Source organism: Martelella endophytica (genome assembly GCF_000960975.1).
GTDB lineage: Bacteria > Pseudomonadota > Alphaproteobacteria > Rhizobiales > Rhizobiaceae > Martelella > Martelella endophytica.
The window spans coordinates 2,668,997-2,686,331 of the sequence record NZ_CP010803.1 but is presented as its reverse complement, the minus strand read 5'-3'; the positions used below and the strand labels follow the sequence as shown (position 1 = coordinate 2,686,331).

At 57.2% G+C, this 17,335-nt stretch carries 17 protein-coding genes, 1 tRNA gene and 3 pseudogenes; 10 read left to right on the top strand and 11 right to left on the bottom strand.

Annotated features, from left to right (window positions below; genetic code table 11):
* Window positions 1-149 precede the first annotated feature (149 nt).
* The 3 genes from TM49_RS12205 to TM49_RS12195 form a co-directional block, all read right to left on the bottom strand.
* The gene (locus tag TM49_RS12205) at window positions 150-893 is read right to left on the bottom strand and encodes a dihydrofolate reductase family protein (RefSeq protein ID WP_045681579.1); all 744 of its coding nucleotides are present in this window, start codon (window positions 891-893) and stop codon (window positions 150-152) included.
* Between the two features lie 222 nt (window positions 894-1,115).
* A complete protein-coding gene (locus TM49_RS12200; RefSeq protein WP_082074721.1) occupies window positions 1,116-2,135 on the bottom strand; it encodes a PQQ-dependent sugar dehydrogenase in 1,020 nt (339 codons plus the stop codon).
* Window positions 2,116-2,571 carry a (R)-mandelonitrile lyase gene (locus TM49_RS12195; RefSeq protein ID WP_045685183.1) on the bottom strand — a complete coding sequence of 152 codons (456 nt, stop codon included), beginning with the start codon at window positions 2,569-2,571 and terminating at the stop codon, window positions 2,116-2,118. Before TM49_RS12195 ends, TM49_RS12200 begins: the two co-directional genes overlap by 20 nt.
* Before the next feature lie 460 nt (window positions 2,572-3,031).
* Here TM49_RS12195 and TM49_RS12190 point away from each other — a divergent pair, with 460 nt between their 5' ends.
* From TM49_RS12190 to TM49_RS12170, 4 genes are all read left to right on the top strand, one after another.
* Complete coding sequence (locus TM49_RS12190) at window positions 3,032-3,385, top strand: cyclophilin-like fold protein (RefSeq protein ID WP_052700031.1); 354 nt, start codon at window positions 3,032-3,034, stop codon at window positions 3,383-3,385.
* 86 nt (window positions 3,386-3,471) lie between these two features.
* Window positions 3,472-4,218, top strand: coding sequence for an SDR family oxidoreductase (locus tag TM49_RS12185; protein WP_045681577.1), 747 nt, complete (start codon window positions 3,472-3,474; stop codon window positions 4,216-4,218).
* Window positions 4,219-4,327: 109 nt separating this feature from the next.
* Window positions 4,328-5,281, top strand: a complete 954-nt coding sequence (locus tag TM49_RS12180; protein ID WP_045681575.1) for an alpha/beta hydrolase — start codon at window positions 4,328-4,330, stop codon at window positions 5,279-5,281.
* Window positions 5,282-5,944: 663 nt separating this feature from the next.
* Window positions 5,945-6,787: an oxidoreductase gene (locus tag TM49_RS12170; protein ID WP_045681571.1), complete on the top strand. Its 843-nt coding sequence runs from the start codon at window positions 5,945-5,947 to the stop codon at window positions 6,785-6,787.
* 88 nt (window positions 6,788-6,875) lie between these two features.
* On the opposite strand, the gene pptA is transcribed toward TM49_RS12170, so the two are convergent.
* From pptA to TM49_RS23455, 4 genes and pseudogenes are all read right to left on the bottom strand, one after another.
* On the bottom strand, window positions 6,876-7,103 hold the full coding sequence (gene pptA, locus TM49_RS12165; RefSeq protein ID WP_045681570.1) for a tautomerase PptA: 228 nt from the start codon (window positions 7,101-7,103) through the stop codon (window positions 6,876-6,878).
* Between the two features lie 132 nt (window positions 7,104-7,235).
* Window positions 7,236-7,898: pseudogene (locus TM49_RS12160) on the bottom strand (aldo/keto reductase); the annotation flags it as partial.
* A 24-nt stretch (window positions 7,899-7,922) separates the two neighbouring features.
* The gene (locus TM49_RS23915) at window positions 7,923-8,099 is read right to left on the bottom strand and encodes a hypothetical protein (RefSeq protein WP_244464716.1); all 177 of its coding nucleotides are present in this window, start codon (window positions 8,097-8,099) and stop codon (window positions 7,923-7,925) included.
* 246 nt (window positions 8,100-8,345) lie between these two features.
* Window positions 8,346-8,537, bottom strand: coding sequence for a hypothetical protein (locus TM49_RS23455; protein ID WP_144409550.1), 192 nt, complete (start codon window positions 8,535-8,537; stop codon window positions 8,346-8,348).
* Between the two features lie 129 nt (window positions 8,538-8,666).
* Between TM49_RS23455 and istA the strand changes: the two are divergent.
* The 3 genes and pseudogenes from istA to TM49_RS12150 all read left to right on the top strand — a co-directional run.
* Window positions 8,667-9,781, top strand: a pseudogene (gene istA, locus TM49_RS12155) (IS21 family transposase); the annotation flags it as partial.
* Window positions 9,774-9,893 (top strand): annotated as a pseudogene (locus TM49_RS23050) (ATP-binding protein); the annotation flags it as partial. The pseudogenes istA and TM49_RS23050, both read left to right, overlap by 8 nt.
* Before the next feature lie 316 nt (window positions 9,894-10,209).
* Window positions 10,210-11,424, top strand: coding sequence for a site-specific integrase (locus TM49_RS12150; protein ID WP_045681569.1), 1,215 nt, complete (start codon window positions 10,210-10,212; stop codon window positions 11,422-11,424).
* Between the two features lie 54 nt (window positions 11,425-11,478).
* On the opposite strand, the gene TM49_RS23565 is transcribed toward TM49_RS12150, so the two are convergent.
* Window positions 11,479-11,561 (bottom strand) — tRNA-Arg (locus tag TM49_RS23565).
* Window positions 11,562-11,859: 298 nt separating this feature from the next.
* On the opposite strand from TM49_RS23565, the gene TM49_RS12145 reads away from it, so the two are divergent.
* Entirely contained in the window at window positions 11,860-13,035 is a 1,176-nt protein-coding gene (locus tag TM49_RS12145; RefSeq protein WP_045685181.1) for a tyrosine-type recombinase/integrase, read from the top strand.
* 388 nt (window positions 13,036-13,423) lie between these two features.
* On the opposite strand, the gene TM49_RS12140 is transcribed toward TM49_RS12145, so the two are convergent.
* The gene (locus TM49_RS12140) at window positions 13,424-14,491 is read right to left on the bottom strand and encodes an SDR family oxidoreductase (protein ID WP_045681568.1); all 1,068 of its coding nucleotides are present in this window, start codon (window positions 14,489-14,491) and stop codon (window positions 13,424-13,426) included.
* Between the two features lie 107 nt (window positions 14,492-14,598).
* On the opposite strand from TM49_RS12140, the gene TM49_RS23985 reads away from it, so the two are divergent.
* Entirely contained in the window at window positions 14,599-15,207 is a 609-nt protein-coding gene (locus TM49_RS23985) for a LysR family transcriptional regulator (protein WP_052699826.1), read from the top strand.
* The gene (locus tag TM49_RS23980; protein ID WP_082074720.1) at window positions 15,198-15,494 is read left to right on the top strand and encodes a LysR substrate-binding domain-containing protein; all 297 of its coding nucleotides are present in this window, start codon (window positions 15,198-15,200) and stop codon (window positions 15,492-15,494) included. The genes TM49_RS23985 and TM49_RS23980 overlap by 10 nt, the downstream gene beginning before the upstream one ends.
* 192 nt (window positions 15,495-15,686) lie before the next feature.
* On the opposite strand, the gene TM49_RS23905 is transcribed toward TM49_RS23980, so the two are convergent.
* Window positions 15,687-15,989 carry a DbpA RNA binding domain-containing protein gene (locus TM49_RS23905; RefSeq protein WP_244464715.1) on the bottom strand — a complete coding sequence of 101 codons (303 nt, stop codon included), beginning with the start codon at window positions 15,987-15,989 and terminating at the stop codon, window positions 15,687-15,689.
* Window positions 15,986-16,831, bottom strand: a complete 846-nt coding sequence (locus TM49_RS12130; RefSeq protein WP_244464714.1) for a helicase-related protein — start codon at window positions 16,829-16,831, stop codon at window positions 15,986-15,988. The genes TM49_RS23905 and TM49_RS12130 overlap by 4 nt, the downstream gene beginning before the upstream one ends.
* Window positions 16,832-17,335: the final 504 nt, after the last annotated feature.

Here is a 17,335-nt window from a genome sequence, read left to right as displayed (position 1 = left end):
TCTTTTCAATCTTGTATGAAGTGATCAGCCTGCTCTGGGATCTAGCCCGGCATCTTGTGTGCAGCTAAAATCGTGCCGCCAGGGCGAAAAGTCTATGCACGGAAGCGGCATGCGTCTGTGAATGAGATTCATTAATTCTGGGCCTTGCCCTAGACGAGCACACGTGATCGCTGTCGATCGGAGGAAGTCTCTGAGACGTTCCGTGCGGCCGCCCCATCGCTTCTGACCTGATGTCGAAGCCAGACATAGCCGTCCGCCAGACTTTCCGTCGAGATAAGATCCAGCCGCTTTGCAGATGCGTCGTCATGCCGATCGTAAATTGAAGGTATGCCGCTTTTGCCATCAATAACCGGCGAGATTATCGTACTTGCTTCATCAATCACGCCCGCGCTCAGAAGGCCGCCATTGATGATGCCGCCGCCTTCGAGCAGCAAACGCCTAATGCCAAACGCGGCAGCAATGCGCGCAAGCACGTCGGCGATCGCATCATGAGAGTCGTCGCAGAAAAACACCGAAGCCCCCACTCCATTCAATTCCTCCACGCAAGCCTCGGTGACGGCTTCAGACACGACGACGACGAGATGATCGCCGTCAACGTCGCCGGTTTCGGGACGAAGGCGCCCTTCCCTGTCAAAGCAGATGGCAAGCTGCCCATCGCCTTTTTCTCCAAGGCGGTCATAGCGCCCCTGAACCCTGCGGCCGGATCGCGGAGCACCGGATTTCAGAAAATGCTGCATGGTGTTGCGACCAATAATCCAGCCATCCGCACCCAACCGGGCAGCGACGCTTTCGTATATTTCCATCAGGCTTTCAGAGGAAACCGGCCAGCGTTCCGGCAGCAGCCGTCCGTCAAGTGACATGACCATATGGCAGATGATGTATGGGCGGCTCATATCTTTCAGCTCCTCAATGCCCGGTTTCGGATCACCATTTGTTGAAGAGCGGCTGGATAAACGCTTTGTGTCGGACTTGGTAGCCAGACGCAGTTTCTAGCAGACATGAGTCCTGCTCATGAAGCTTCAGGTTGCTGTGCATCGTCTCGGATTGCCACCAAAACTTAGCCTGAGCCCTTCGAGCGAGCCCGGGCTTTTTAGGTCGGCTTGCGGTAAGAGAGCTTAGTCGGTCAGTCGGATGAGCCTGTCATCGGACACGCCGTCTCTTCTCGGCGACCGGTTGGTCGTAATCGCAAAAATGCCGTCACCGGTGACAGTAATGTCGCGCATACGCTCGTTCACCGGAAAAGCCTCTTCGACAGTGCCATCGCCGTCCACCGACAAGACCGACTGCGCCTGAAGACCAGCAACCAGTAATCGGTTTCCGTCCCATACAAGGCCGGATGGCGCCCAGGTTCCGTTTCCGGAATGAACGAAGGGAGCAAGCATGCCCTCTTCCGTTTCGTCGCCTTCAATCAGAGGCCAGCCGTAATTGCCGCCCGGAACAATCCGGTTGATTTCATCGTGGCCCGACTGACCATGCTCAGCAGCAAAGAGCTGTCCGTCACTGTCCCATGCAAGCCCTTGCGGGTTGCGGTGACCCAGCGAATAGATTGGAGAACCGGGAAACGGATTGTCGTTGGGGATTGCGCCGTCCGGGGCGATCCGCAATATCTTGCCAGCCAGGCTTTGCATATCCTGGGGACGCTGATGGTTTTCGGTCCAGCCCGTCGTGATATAGAGCATGCCGTCGGGACCGAAGGCGACACGACCGCCGTTATAAAGCGGATGTCCCGGAATACCATCGATCAGCACCCGGGTTTCGTGCAAGCGGTCGCCATCAAGCCGCGCCTCAATCACGCGGTTCATGCGGTTATCCGCCGTGCCATAATGCTGGTAAAGCACGACGCGGCCGGTAGCACTGAAATCCGGATGAAGGGCCAGCCCCAAAAGGCCACCACCACGATCATTCAGGATGGGTTCGCTCGTCGTGACCGGTAAACGGCTGAAAGTGCCATCCTGAAGAATACCGATCGTGCCGGCCTTTTCCGTAATGTAAAGCACCTCCCCATGCGCTTCGACATCCCAGGGGTAGTCGAGGCCATCAAGCACCGGTTCCGAAGCGAAGACGGTCGCGGGAAGAAGCGCGGCCATGAGCAGGCCGCGCACTACAACAGGTAACTTACCCGTCATATTCTTCATCCGTCACATGCTCGCCCCAGACAACGGCGGAACCATCGACTGCCTGCTGAATGGCATAATGGGTTACCGAAGTCGCATCGGTCGCGCCGTGCCAGTGCTCCACATCCGGCGGGCACCAGACCACGTCACCGGCGCTCATGATCTGCTTTTCCTGTCCGCGTTCCTGGACCCATCCCGTGCCGGACGTTACCACAAGCATCTGGCCTGCCGGATGCGTATGCCATGCGGAGCGTGCACCGGGAAGGAAGGTCACTTCACCGGCGCTGACATCGCCCATTTCCGGCGGAAAGACAGGTGCCACATACGAGGTACCGGTAAAGACCTCGGCGCTTCCAACCTGACCGGGACGGTCGGCATGACGGCTGATTTCCATCGATTGGGCGAAGGCTGCCGGGGCGGCGAGAAGGGCGGCGAGTGTGAGTATCGTTCGTTTCATTTTGGTCGTCTCCTGTTCGTGAGGACTGAGGCGGCCTGATGGCACATCCTTGAGGACTGGAATTCCAATCCGCTTTGAACATGGCGACCCGGGTTCGAAGGATTATGCTTCGGATGCTCAACTCTATCATGCCGCAGATTCATGAAACGCCGAAACCCTTTAATCTCGGACTATTCAGCGCTTCGAGACGGATGTGAGTGACATTCACGGGCGATAACAAGCGCGTGATGCCTTATGAACCAGTCGCGCAGAATTGATGATTTTCATTCATGAGTGGCAGTAAATCAGGCGCTATTGTTGTTGAACCGTGCGAGCCTTAAATTTCGCACATCATCAGGAGGCGGAAATGTTGGGCATAAAAGGCGTTTTGACCGCTGCCGCGATATGGGCGGTGCTCGTGCATTCTCCATTGGCTGCTGATGAAACGAGCGTTTCGCGCAAGACCGGGGAAGGCAACACCATGATCAGGATAAACGTCATCGTCGGCGATACCACGCTGTCAGCAAGCCTGGACAATTCGCCTGCCGCGCGCGATTTCGCTTCGATGCTGCCACTGGAACTGACACTGTCGGAATATGCCGGCAATGAAATGGTGGCTGACCTCGGCCGCAAGCTTGATACCACCGGCGCTCCGGCGAGCTACAAGCCGAAGACCGGCGACATAACCCAATATTCGCCGTGGTCAAATCTGGCGATTTTTACCAAGCCGTTTTCCGCATCGCGCGGCCTGATCCGGCTTGGCGAATTTGATGGTCCGATCGATGCGTTAACCGTTGGCGGCAATGTCACGGCACGTCTCGAGCGTGCAGACTGATACGAACAGGAAGCGGCAAAGCATATGCGCCATTGCTGAAAGCATTGGCGAGCATTCGTACTTGCCTGAACCCCAAGGAGAAAGACATGACCGATAACATCAAAGGCAAAATTGTCATCATTACAGGCGCATCCAGCGGCATGGGTGAAGCCACCGCACGCGATCTGGCTGCAAAGGGCGCCAAGGTGGCGCTTGGAGCGCGCCGGGCCGACCGGCTGGAGGCGCTCGTCAACGATATCAAGGCCGCTGGTGGCGAAGCCATCGCTGTTGCGACCGACGTCACCAAACTGGAAGACGTTCAGGCGCTGGTCAAAGCCGCACAGGACGCCTTCGGCGGTGTCGATGTGGTCTTCAACAATGCTGGACTGATGCCCCTGTCGCCGCTTGACAGCCTCAAGATCGACGAGTGGAACCAGATGATCGACGTGAACATGAAGGGCACGCTTTACGGGATCGCCGCCGTGCTGCCGATCTTCAAGGCGCAGAAATCTGGCCACGTGATCAACGTCTCTTCGGTTTACGGTCATAAGACCGTCGCCACCGGTGCGGTCTACTGCGCGACAAAGCATGCGGTGCGCTCACTCTCGGAAGGACTGCGCCAGGAAGTGAAGGACTACAATGTTCGCGTCACCATCATCTCGCCCGGCGCTGTCAACACCGAACTGACCAGCCATATCTCCGAAGAAGGCCTCGGTGACGCTGTCCGCGATGTCGTATCGAAGATCGGCGTTCCGGCCAGCACCATGGCCGATATGGTTGCCTTCGCCATTTCGCAGCCGGCCAATGTCGACGTGAGCGAGATTCTCTTCCGCCCGACCGTTCAGCCGGAATAAGGCAACCTACTTCAGAACAATTTTCGGCGGAGCGCGAAGTGCTCCACCCTTCCACCACCTGCCCGTTAACCCGGGCAGGTGCTAAAACGATTTTTGCCAGGGAAATACCATGACTGCCAAGGACAACTACATTTTCGACCTATCCGAAAAGGTCACCCGTACGCCTGTATCCTACAAGACCCGATATGGTATCGAGGTCTCGGCCGACCTCTATCGGCCAGCCGATTTCAATGAAAACGGCTCTTATCCCGCGCTCGTCGTCGGTGCGCCCTACGGCGGTGTCAAGGAACAGGGTCCCGGAATTTACGCCAACGAACTGGCACAGCATGGCTATGTCGTGCTGACCTTCGATCCGGCCTATAATGGCTATTCGGAAGGTTCGCCGCGTCATCTGTCTTCGCCGGATGTCTTCGTTGAAGATTTCATGGCCGCCGTTGACTTCATCGGGACCCGGCCTTACGTCGAGCGCGCCAAGATCGGTGCGATCGGCATTTGCGGCTCGGGCAGCTTCGCGCTGTCTGCGGCGCAGATCGACCGTCGCATCAAGGCCGTTGCCACCGTTTCCATGTACGACATCTCGCGCATGCACAAGATGGGCTTCGGCGACAGCATGAGCGACGCCGACCGCGCCGGTTTCCTCGATTTCGTTGCCGAGCAGCGCTATGCCGACTTTGAAACCGGTCGTCCCGGCCTGACGGATCGTGGCGCACCGATCGGCTTTGATGAAAACACCAACCCTATCGGGATCGAATTCGGCGAATTCTATTCCACGCCGCGCGGCTATCATCCGAACTCGATCACGCAGTTCACCATCACCAGCGCGCCGACCTGGATGAATTTTGCCCTGCTCGACAATCTTTCGTGGCTCGATGGCCGGCCGATCCTTCTGGTTTTCGGCGATGACGCTCATTCGCGCTATTTCAGTGAAGACGTCTTCAAGGCCGCTTCCGAGCCGAAGGAAGCCTATGTCGTTCCGGGCGCCAACCATGTCGATCTTTACGACAAGACCGACAAGGTTCCCTTCGCCAAGCTGAATGATTTTTTCGCCAAGGCCTTTGGCTGATTCAGATGAACCCGCCCCGGCGCATGCCGTGCCGGGGCTATCTGCCCAACAAAACAACAAGAAGAAGACGATGCTTCCGCACATCGCTGATACCGGGCACAAACGGTCCGTGATTGCCAACCGCCTTTATGAAGGCGAGCGCCCGCTCTATGCCCTGAAGCAGGCCGACCTGTCGGCGCGCTGTTTCTAGCCGGCACGAAAACAGCAGCGCATCAGGGCGCTATTTCGCCGTCTATGGCCCTGGCGCGACATTTACGCCGGGATCGCCAGGCATGTGCCAACCTCCGCCTTGCCGGCACCACTGGAGGGCGAACCGGAGACCCCGAACGGTTTTGATTTCACGCGTCGCGATAGCCTTGGTGTGACCATGCGGGACATCCCGACCACGCTGCGGGAAACACTCGAATGGCTGCAAACCAAACCTCTCGGCTGACTTTTTCATAAACAATAGCGGCGAACGGCTTGGAGGTCTGCAAGGTCAGACGTCCATAAGATTTACGACAACAGTACATAAGTGTCTGTCGCTACACGGTCATGAAGATGCCCCGCCGAATATCCATTTCAGGATAGATCGCTGACGCGACGAGCAGCCCGTGGCCTTGCCTCTTTGGGGTGAGTGGTGGCCAGCGTTGCTGAAAACAACATCATGTGAAAGGTATTAGTATGGCCGAGGACACACCAGTATGGTTCGTAACGGGATGTTCCACCGGTTTCGGTCGAGAAATTGCCAAACAGGTTCTTTGCAAGGGCTGGCGCATCGCAATGACCGCCCGCAATGTCGCAAGTCTTGAAGATCTGGTTACTGGAAACGAAGACCGCGCCTTGCCGCTGAAGCTCGACGTCACAGTTCCTTCCGAGATCGAAAAAGCGGTCGCAGAAGCCGAGGCGCGTTTTAGCCGAGTCGACGTTCTCGTCAACAATGCCGGCTATGGCTATTTCTCCGGTATCGAGGAAGGCGAAGATGCCGAGATTCGCCGTCAGTTCGAGACCAATGTCTTTGGCCTGAACACGGTGACACTTAAGGTTCTGCCCGGAATGCGGGCCTGTCGAAAGGGCCATATCTTCAATTTCTCGTCGATCGGCGGTCTGATCGCCTATCCGGCGCTTGGCTATTACAACGCCTCGAAGTTTGCCGTTGAGGCGCTTTCCGAAGCACTCGCCAAGGAAGCACGTCCGCTTGGCATCAATGTTACCATTGTGGAGCCGGGCGGCTTCAGGACCGACTGGGCCGGTCGATCTGTTATCGAGTCATCCATCGAGATCGAAGACTATGCCGAAACCGCAGGCGCTTACCGCAAGGGGCTCAAGGCAGGATCTGGACAACAGGATGGTGACCCCGTTCGCGCGGCCGCGGCCGTTATCAAAGCCTATGAGACCGAAAACCCGCCGCTGCGCCTGCTTTTGAGCGCCCAGGCGTATAATCGGGCGATGGAGCGACTGGACGAACTACGGCAGAATTTCGAGCAGTGGAAAGACGTCACGCTCAGCGCGGATTTTCCGAAGTAAGAGACGACTTGAAAGAAAGCGCTAAACGCCTTTCTCAGCCGTGCATGAAAAGGCCGGGAGATGGACCTCATCCCCCGGCTTTGCTTTGCTACATCTTGTAGCCGGGCTTCTTATAGAGCTTGTCCATGGCAGGCGCGATCTCGGGCACATAGACGGTGTCTTCCCACTTGCTGGATTCGATTTCCTCTATGGCAACGGAGATCGAATCCGCGCTGGCACCCAGGTGCTTCATGACATCCTGGGTAACGGCCTCAGCCAGGGCTTGCTTTTCCTTTTCAGCCTTCCCGGGCCAGATCTTGACAGTGATATGTGGCACTGAAGCTATCCTTTCTGTTTCGTTCCGAGCGTTTGGCAGATATCCGACGCCCTTCCGCAGGGTCGTCTAGAACACGACTGCGGACCGTGCCCGCACGATCCGCAGCTGGCGCACCTGATCTCGTGTCGAAGACTACATCTTGCCGCCGTAAACGGGGAACATGCTCGGATCTCCATAATCCTTGATGCGCTCGATGTTCTTCAGCGTTTCCATGTCGGCGGCAGAAATCTCGAAATCGTCTGCCGCATTGGTGCGCATGTGCTCCGGATTCGCCGTCTTCGGCAGCGGCCGAAGGTCAAGCTCGAGGCAATAGCGGATGCAAAGCTGCGGCACGCTGACATCATACCTGACGGCCATCTCGACGATCTTCTTGTTGTCGAGAATCTTGCCATGGGCGACAGGCGAATGGGCTTCCGCCAGCAGACCCTTGCTTTTGGTATAAACGATCAGATCGAAGGGCGTGTTGCTGATGTGAGCAAGTAGCTGGTGGATCATCGGCTTGACCGAAACATTGTCGAGCAGGTTGTCGAGGTCCTGCTTCTCGAAGTTGGAAATGCCGATCGCGCGGAGCTTTCCGGCATTATAGGCTTCTCCCAGCGCGCGCCAGGCCTCAAGGTTCCCTTCAAAGAACCGGGTTTCACCGGCGAAGTCTTCCCAGGGCTGCGGGCTGTGAATTAGCATCAGGTCGATTTGATCAAGGCCGAGTGTTTTCAGCGAGGTATCGATGGCTGCTTTCGCATCGGCGTAGTTCTTGTGGGACGCATCAAGCTTGGACGTCACGAACAGATCGTCGCGTGCAACGCCGGAATTGCGGACGGCCTAGCCGACGCCGCGTTCGTTGGCATAGGCCTGCGCCGTGTCGATATGGCAATAGCCAATCTCGACGGCAGCCTTTATCGCCGCACCGACAGCCCCATCATCAATCATCCAGGTGCTGAGCGCGAGCTTCGGAAGCTTCACGCCATTCGGAAGGGTGTAGGTTTCTTCCTGGATCATTTTATTCGCCTCCGTTTCAGGCTTCTTCATCTTCAAAATCGAACTGGACGGAGCGTGTCTGTTACATATCAGAACCGGAGCGGGGAGAAGCGAGTGCTTTGCCTGCGGTCCTGGCTGCATTTCACGTAAGGCAGAGTCGACAGCGTGATAACCGTGGGTCAGTTAATCTCGCCCATGGATGGATTTCATTGATGCGCGACCGAACGCTCTTCCTGGCCTGAACCGGAAAGCTATTTCAGTATACCGTCAGATTGAAAAGGCTGGCGCGATCCCCGACTGCTTCTGCGGAGCATATTCCAGCAGGCTCAACCGCCCGAGCGTCGCAAAGGTCGGATAGAGCTGCTGCTGCGATGCAACCGTCAGGTCGACCATAGGCAGCACACGCAGTGTAGAGGCGCGGGCACGCGGCGAAACCATCGCTGGGAGGTAGCTGCTCAATGCGTATTTGGCGTGTGATTAGGCGTGGAATAAGGACCCCGTTAGAGGGGTGATCGGCTTCCAAAAGGGACCCCTTCTGGCACAGGGGTTACAACAGCCTCCGGTTTATCTCGGAGGCTTTTTATTTGGATGCTTGTTGTGGAAACAATTGCGAAGATACGCCGGCTTGCCCTGACGCAAGGCATGCCGATCAAAGCGATCTGCCGGGAATTGGGCATTTCGCGTAAAGTGGTACGGAAGGTTCTGCGCGGTGGTGAGACAGCGTTCTCCTATGAGCGCACGACGCAGCCTCGCCCGAAGCTTGGACCGTGGCAGGACCAGCTCGATGGAATACTGCTCGCCAATGATGCCAAGCCGTCGCGCGAACGGCTGACGCTCATCCGGATATATGAAGATCTGCGCGATCAAGGTTACGAAGGCGGCTACGATGCCGTCCGGCGTTATGCCCGCAAATGGTCTAAGGAGCGCGGTTCTGTTTCGACAGAAGCCTATGTGCCGCTCTATTACGCACCCGGTGAGGCCTACCAGTTCGACTGGAGCCACGAGATTGTCGTGCTGAACGGCGTGACGACAACCATCAAGGTGGCGCATGTCCGGCTCTGCCACAGCCGGATGATGTATGTAAGGGCCTATCCGCGAGAGACACAGGAGATGGTCTTCGACGCCCATGACCGGGCATTCGCCTTCTTCGGCGGGGCTTGTACGCGCGGGATCTATGACAACATGAAGACCGCGGTGGAGACGGTCTTTGTCGGCAAGGAAAGGCAATACAACCGCCGTTTGTCTCACAGATGTGCAGTCATTTCCTTGTCGAGCCAGTGGCCTGTACGCCGGCGTCCGGCTGGGAGAAGGGACAGGTCGAGAACCAGGTTAACCTGGTCAGGGAGCGCTTCTTCACACCAAGACTACGCTTCAAGTCCTATGGGGAGCTGAACGGGTGGCTGCTGGACAAATGCATCAATTACGCCCGTGCCCACAAACATGTCGATCAGCCACAGCGCACGGTCTGGGACGTCTTCGAGGAAGAGCGATCCAATCTGATCGGATACCCGGGCAAGTTCGATGGCTTCCATGCTGTTCAGGCCGCGATCGGCAAGACTTGCCTCGTCCGCTTCGACAACAACAAGTATTCCGTACTGTCGACCGCTGTGGGCCGTCCGGCCGAGATCCACGCATACGCTGAGCACATCGTCATTCGCCAGGATGGCGTCGAGATCGGTCAGCATGAGCGCTGCTTCGGCCGTGTTTGGCGACGCAAAGATGACCGCTGCGCTCCTCGACCGGCTCACGCACCACTGCGAGATCATCGAAACCGGAAACGAATCCTGGCGCTTCAGAAACCGTTCTCAAAGCTAAAGCCGAAGAAGCCAAACAACCCGCGCCCGCAAGCCTCTACGCTAAATTGATGGCTCCGGGCCTGCGCGCGCTGATCGCCGAGTGCAACCCAAGGGAGGGGTTCCTTTTGGACGCCTAAATGGGGTCCCATTACAACGCTGATTGACAATCAGCTGAAGTCCGCACTTCCCGCGCTCACAAAGTCAGGTTTTCCAACACCAGATCCGCTCTTCTTTAACCGCCGCTACTGGCCGGCATGCGAAGCATTTCTTGATCGTCGCTATGGATTGGTCGAATCTGCAGTGCAGGCCAATCCCGGCCTAGATGGAGAAGAAACATGGAATTGAAAGCACCCGGCCTGAAAGCAAGGCGCAGGACAAATGGCACGGTCGCGTATTATTGGGTTGCGTCAGCGGTTTCCCGCGACACTGCAGGTTATCCGATCAAAACCGTTCGCGTGCACGGCGATGACAATGAAATCAGGCATCGTTGCCGTGTCCTCACTGCAGAATTGAAAGAGTGGCTGTCGCAACAAGACAGAGGGCAGAACAAACGATACGACGGTACTTTGAGATCGTTGATCCGCCTTTATCAGACAACACCAGAGAGCCCTTACAATCATGTTAAAGCGAATACGCGCGCAATGTATGACGAGAGCCTCGGGCTATTGGAAAAATCGGTCGGAGCTCGCCGTCTGGGAAAGCTGACTGGGCTCGACTTCGTCCGGTGGTACAACAATTTTAAACTGCCTGCGAGCGGGGGCAAACCAGAACGTCAACGGCGCGCCTATAAGGCTATGCAACTGCTCCGGATAGTAATCAAGTTCGGCGTGGTTATGAATATCGCTGAATGCTTTCGTCTCGCAACGATCCTTTCCGGCATGGAATTTACCGCGCCAGCGGCACGCACCAAGTCAGTTACCTACGACCAAGCCCAGACAATTTGCGAAAGAGCCATCGAAAAAGGGCTATTGTCGATCGCCATCGCCCAGGCACTCCAGTTCGACCTGACTTTGAGACAGATAGATGTCATTGGTCGTTGGGAGAGAACCAAAGATCCAGAGACCGGCGGTATTGTTGATCGTGGCCAGCGTTGGGTCGACGGGCTATTGTGGTCGCATATTGGCGCAGATGGCGTGTTATCAAAGCCAACGAGCAAAACTGGGCAGACGGCAGAGCATGACACACACGCATACCCAATGCTCCAAAAGCTACTGGATATGGTGCCCCAGGACCAGAGAGTCGGGCCGGTGGTAAAATCCGAAACGACCGGCCTTCCGTATCGCTATCGTTATTTCTACAAAATCTGGCGTGAGGTCGCGACTGAAGCAGGCGTTCCGAAAGATGTCTGGAACAGGGATAGTCGAGCCGGTGGCGTGACGGAAGGCTCGGATGCAGGTGCCGATATCGAACATCTGCGCCACCACGCAAACCATAAAAACATCCAAACGACGACGCGCTACAATCGCACGACACTGGAGAAAACACGCCATGTCGCCGAGCTTCGAATCGCCCGCAGAAAGGCCATGAACACACAGAAAACAGACGTGTAGGAACGCCGTCGGGAACGTGTAGGAACGCATGATAGACTATCTGATTGAAATCTTTGGTGATCCCGACGCGATTCGAACGCGTGACCCTCAGATTAGGAATCTGTTATATCCGCATACTCACTAATACCTTGATCTACGATTGAGTACGTTATATCATTGATTTAACGCCATTAATTTTAACATTGAATACGATGAAACGCGCTACAGTTCTACCCACTCTGCTTACCTCATGCTTACCTGGCGCTTACCCGAATAAGAAACAGATTTTGCGCCACGCCTGTTTCAGACAAGTTAATGCAGCCACCTCGCAGAAATGAAAGACAGTCGCTGTCACGGCTGTCATCGCCGTCATTAGACTTTGAATTCAAATAGCTAGAGAGAATGCAGTCGGTGTCAGAGGCCGTCATGCCGTCGCAGCCCTCGACAGGAACCACAATGGTCAAACTGACGAAGCGTGTCGTCGACACACTGAAAGCAACCGATAAAGAACAGGTCGTGTGGGATGACGAGCTGCGGGGCTTCGGCATCCGCATCAAGCCAACAGGTGTTAAGAGCTACATTGTACAATACCGCAATGCGGGCGGTCGATCAAAACGCAAGACACTTGGACGACATGGTGAAATCACCCCTGATCAAGCGCGGAAGCTCGCGGCCGAAGTCCGCCACGAGGTATCGAAAGGAGGCGACCCGGTAGCGGCTCGCGCTGCATGGAAAGCCGAGCCGACCGTCGACGACCTCATGACTGAATACGTTACGAGCCACGTCGAGGTTCATAACAAGCCTACGACCCAGGCAGAGGTAAAACGCCTGGTAGATCGTCGCATCCGTCCAGCCCTTGGCAAACTTAAGGTCAAAGAGGTCACGCGGCAGGACATCGCCAAATTGCACAGGAACATGCGGGAAACACCCCGGCAGGCCAACTTTGTCCTTTCCGTGATATCAAAAGCTTTCAACCTTGCGGAGGTCTGGGGATATCGAAACGATGGCACGAACCCAGTCAACAAGTTGCAACGCTACAAGGAAAACATCCGCAACCGACCTATCCCCGATGCCGACTTAGAAAAGATTGGGGTGGTGTTTCGTGCGGCCGAACTAGACGGCTCGGTCTCGGCCGGTTTGATCAACTTCTTTCGCCTGCTCGCGCTTACCGGCTGCCGCCTTTCAGAACTGCTCTCGTTGACTTGGGCCGAAATCGACTTCGAACGCGGCGTTCTCAATCTGAAAGACGCTAAGGCAGGCGCACGATCTCATGTCACCTCGACAATCGCCCTTGATCTTTTAGCCTCCATGGAAAGGGTTCCGGGCAGCGAGTTTGTCTTCACCTCCGGGTCGGGCACAACACCTTTTGATAAATCCAATGCCGAACGCGCCTGGCGCAAGTTGCGGAAGAGAGCAGGCCTTGAAGATCTGAGAATACACGACCTCCGACACATGGTCGGAACCATGGCGGGCTCAAGCGGAGCGAATGCTTTTCAGATCCGCGATCTACTTGGGCACAAAACAATTGCTGTTACCGGACGCTATGTCGCACGTGACGATAATCCGATCAGAGAAATCCAAGATCGGATTTCGACACACGTGGCGCAAGGGTTGTCGGCAAAAATACAATAGTAAAAGGTTGATGAGTAAAAGGTTGATGGACGTCCTGCAGGTATTGCCGTGAGCACGAGTCAGGAGAAAGCAGATCATGTTGATGAGACATGCTCCGCCTCTCAGCGGAGCACGCTGTCCGCTTTGCGCCCCATTTCGGCCACTAGATCTCTCTCGACCTTATCCTGAAAGCTGCCATTCGTTGCGCAACGTGCGAACGTCTAAAAAAGGGCGGGGAGCGTTTCTTCGCGGCAGTCGAAATAAACGGCAGCTAAGCGCAGGGAGTAGGCATGCCCCGAGGACAGTCCCCTCCCTATCCGCGTGGTGCCTTGGCCCCATATTGGTTTTCTGACCGCATACCATCCAGCCCCTCCTTGATCGTGTTTGCCCAGCCAGATCGCTGTAATCGCTAACTTGCGGTCGGTATTATCCCGCGCGTTCGAAGCGTGTCGAAGACCGAAAGAAACATCGCTTCAGTGTAGACGAATTCGTGGAAGCCGTAGCGTCTTGCTTTCGAGCCGTCAGAAAAGAAGTCGTAGTTCCAGCCGAACACCCCATCTGCAAACTCCCATGAAGAGACCTGCTCGTAGGAGGAAACAGCCAAGTCATAACGGGATACCAGGTTCTCCCAGAGCGGACCCTTGTCTGCCATGATCGTGGACAGGGACATGGGCAGAGGCGGCGCAACCTCCAGGTCGAAGTATCTTGCGATTTTTGGCCACATCTCGGACCAGCGAAACATGTCGCCGTTTGTGATGTTGAACGCCTGGTTGGCACAGGCTGGTGTGGTCGCGGCCCAGACTGTCGCATGGGCCAGGAGCGCGGCATCCGTCATCTCCAGCAGGCTGTCATAGGCACCCGGCTTACCCGGAAACCGCAAGGGCAGCCCGAGTTCCTTGGACATCGAGGCGTAGACAGCGATTGCGATGGCGAGGTTCATTGGATTTCCCAGGCCGAAGCCGATCACGACCGAGGGACGCAGTGCCGACCATGACCAGTCATTGCCGGCCTGACGACGCTGGAGAAAGGCCTGCTGGTCGATGTTAAACTCCGGCGGCATATGGTCGGGGTCGTCCTCTCGTGCCGGTGTCTTGAACGGGCCGAGATGCGCCCCGTAGACCTTGTATCCCTGCATCAGGCTGACATGCTCCAGCCGCGGTGCCACCGGCTCGATTGCGTCGACCACATTGCTCAGCATGGCGAGGTTGGGGGGCACCAGTTCAGCCCAACTCGGGCGATCCTGATAGGCTGCGTAGAAGATATGCGTGACCTCGGTGAGCCCCGAGAGCTTTGCGCTGGTGTCCTGTGCATCCAACAGATCGACGCTGATGTAGCGGATGCGTTCGGTGGACTGTCCGCCGCGACGAGACAGCCCGATGATCTGCCAGTCATCCAGCGTCGACAGATAGTCGATCAGGTTGCCGCCGATCACGCCGTTTGCCCCGACCACAAGCGCCACTCTTGGTGCGGTTCCCATTGTTCTTCTCCATTTTGCATTGCGATGGACAAGGTTTCACACATAAGTCATGATGCGAGAAGTTGGCCAAATCTTCTAAGATCCATTATCTGAGCGAATGAATTTCGATGGACATGCTGCGCGCAATGACGATCTTCCTTCGCGTCTCGAATACCGGCAGCCTTACGGCTGCGGGACGGGACCTGGGCCTGTCCCAGTCGGCGGTCAGCCAGCAGATTGCAGCGCTGGAGCGGCATCTCAGCACCCGACTGATCCAGCGAACGACCCGGCGATTGACACTGACCGATGCCGGAGAGGAGTTTCGCAGACGATCCCTAGGCATCCTGGATGCGGTTCATGAAGCGACCGAGGTGGCGTCCGATGGCAAGGCTGCATTCAGGGGGCCGCTCCGGGTGCATGCGCCCATCGGGCTGGGGCAGAGCCATATCGCGAATGCTGCGGTCAGGTTTCACCAGCTCCACCCGGATCTGGAACTGGACCTGGTGCTGGACGACCGTATTGCAGACCTCACCGCTGAAGCCGTCGATATCGCGATCCGCCTCGGGACCTTGCCTTCTTCGACTCTTGTCGCGCGGCGCCTGGGTGAGGTGCGTCGAATTCTGGTGGCCTCTCCCGCTTATCTGGCGGCAAATGGGATGCCGGAGAGCATCGTGGATCTGAAACAGCATGTTCAAGTGCGCTTCAACGCTTCCCCTAACGGAGACGCATGCCCTTGATCGGCCCGGCTGGCCCTGAGGAATGCCCTGTAAGAACCGTCTTTAAAGCCAATAATGCCTACGTGCTGACGAGGGCGCTGGTGGCGGGGCTTGGTTTAGGCGCGGCGCAAATGCCATTGATCAGCAGGGAGTTGGAAGATGGGCGCTTGCAACGTGTTCTCCCTGACTATGAATATGCTCCACTGGAAGTCCACGCGGTCTATCCCTCTGCGCATTTCATTCCCGCGCGCGTACGGGCTTTCGTGGAATTCCTGCAGACGGAAACCGCAAGTCTCTTGCGTTCATAGAACGTCAGAAACGCGGGCTGGAAACATCGAGGGAAAGGGCAGTTTAGAGCGGCGGCCGGTCATCCGCAGCGCCTGGTACGGACGTCTGTTCTGGGCCGTCAGCGACTATGCGTCGCCATTTTGGACGTTGGCTTGGGGCGCGCGTGGTTCCCGAAAGCAGTCATTAAGGCGGCGCACGGCAGAAGGCGCCGATCAGGCGTGGCGCTTCGGTTTGCGGGCCTTGTGTTTCGCCGCTTTGCCGCGGTCGGCCGACGGAGGCTGGTGTTTGCGGGCCGGCTTGCCGTCCTGCTTGAACTTCGGTTTCGCTTGTCTCGGCTTTTCGGGCATCTTGCCGGCCGGCGCGATCCTGATGCCTTTCTCGAGGCTGCCGGGCTGCCTGATCAGTTCCGAGTAATCGGCAGCCTTGTCGGCGGAAATTTCGAAACGGGTTTCGGTGTCATCGATCTTGATCCTGCCGACATCGCGTTTGGTCACACCGCCGGCATTGCAGATCATGGGCAGCAGGAATTTCGGGTCGGCACGCTGTTTGCGCCCGAGCGAGATGGTGAACCATACGCCATCCTGCAAGTCCGTGTTGCGCGGCTCGCGTGCTGACATGTGTTTGTCTTCAGACCGGCGGGCGCGAGCGGAAGTCTTCGCCTTGAGCGTTTCGGCGGGAAGCGGCCACAGTTCCTCGGGAACGGGGTGAGCAGCCCGTTGCAGGCGGAGGAACGCCGCTCTGCGATGCGCTCGGGCCCCGCACGCTCCAGCAATTCGGCGATGATCTCCGCTTCCGCTCCGTCGGGCGGCGCGGAAGAGACGGCGGCATCGATGATCCGCCGGCGGTAGCGCGCCTCGATGTCGGCAATGCCGGGTGCTGCACGGACGGGCGCCGTCAACTTCGCCAATGAAAGCACGCGCTGGGCAGCACCGCGCCTGTTTTCCGGGACGATGAGCACGCAGACGCCCTTTCGACCGGCGCGACCGGTCCGGCCGGAGCGATGCAGCAGCGTTTCCGGGTTGCTCGGCACGTCGGCGTGGATCACGAGGTCGAGGTTCGGAAGGTCGATGCCGCGCGCAGCCACATCGGTCGCCACGCAGACATGCGAGCGCCCGTCGCGCATGGATTGCAGCGCATTCGACCGCTCCGACTTTGCCATCTCGCCCGAAAGCGAAACCACCGCGAAGCCGCGATTTGAAAGGCGCGCCGTCAGATAGCGAACGGCTTCGCGTGTGTGGCAGAACACCAGGGCGCTTGAACTGTCGGAATCGAGCAGCGTATTGATGATGGCGTGTTCGCGTTCGTCGCGCCGCACCAGCAGATCGGCGTCAACGTGATCTTCATTCGTCATCGCCATTTGGACCGGCGTCAGCGCGCTGTAGCCTTTCGCCGCGAGGGCGGAGGCAAGCGCCGGATGTATGTCGGCATCGGGGATTTGGCGTTGCTATCGGTATTCGGGGTCATGGTCACCACCTTTGTGAGCCGCCGAACAACAGCATGTGCGCGCTCTGGATAGCAATAGTTTGCCGGGTCTGCGCCCCTTGGAACGCCGGGCTAATGAATGCATCCAGCGAAATCGAACAGAGGACGAAGCCGGCATCTCGCCCGGGCCCGATTTGGACAACCAACTGACTGAGTGGGGAGCGTGTCGACCTGGATGTTATTCACCCGTCCAAAGATTGCCCTTCGATATTGCCAACGGATACGTCCTACAGATGGATTTCCGACATTCAATGTGAAATGCATGATTGGCATTTCAGAATGCCCATCGACAGGCACCCCAACTGCCGTCCAGAGGTCAAAGGCGTTGAGGCATGTCAGTCTTGCGAAATTCCATGATGCCTTCGGTTTCCTCTGGCTA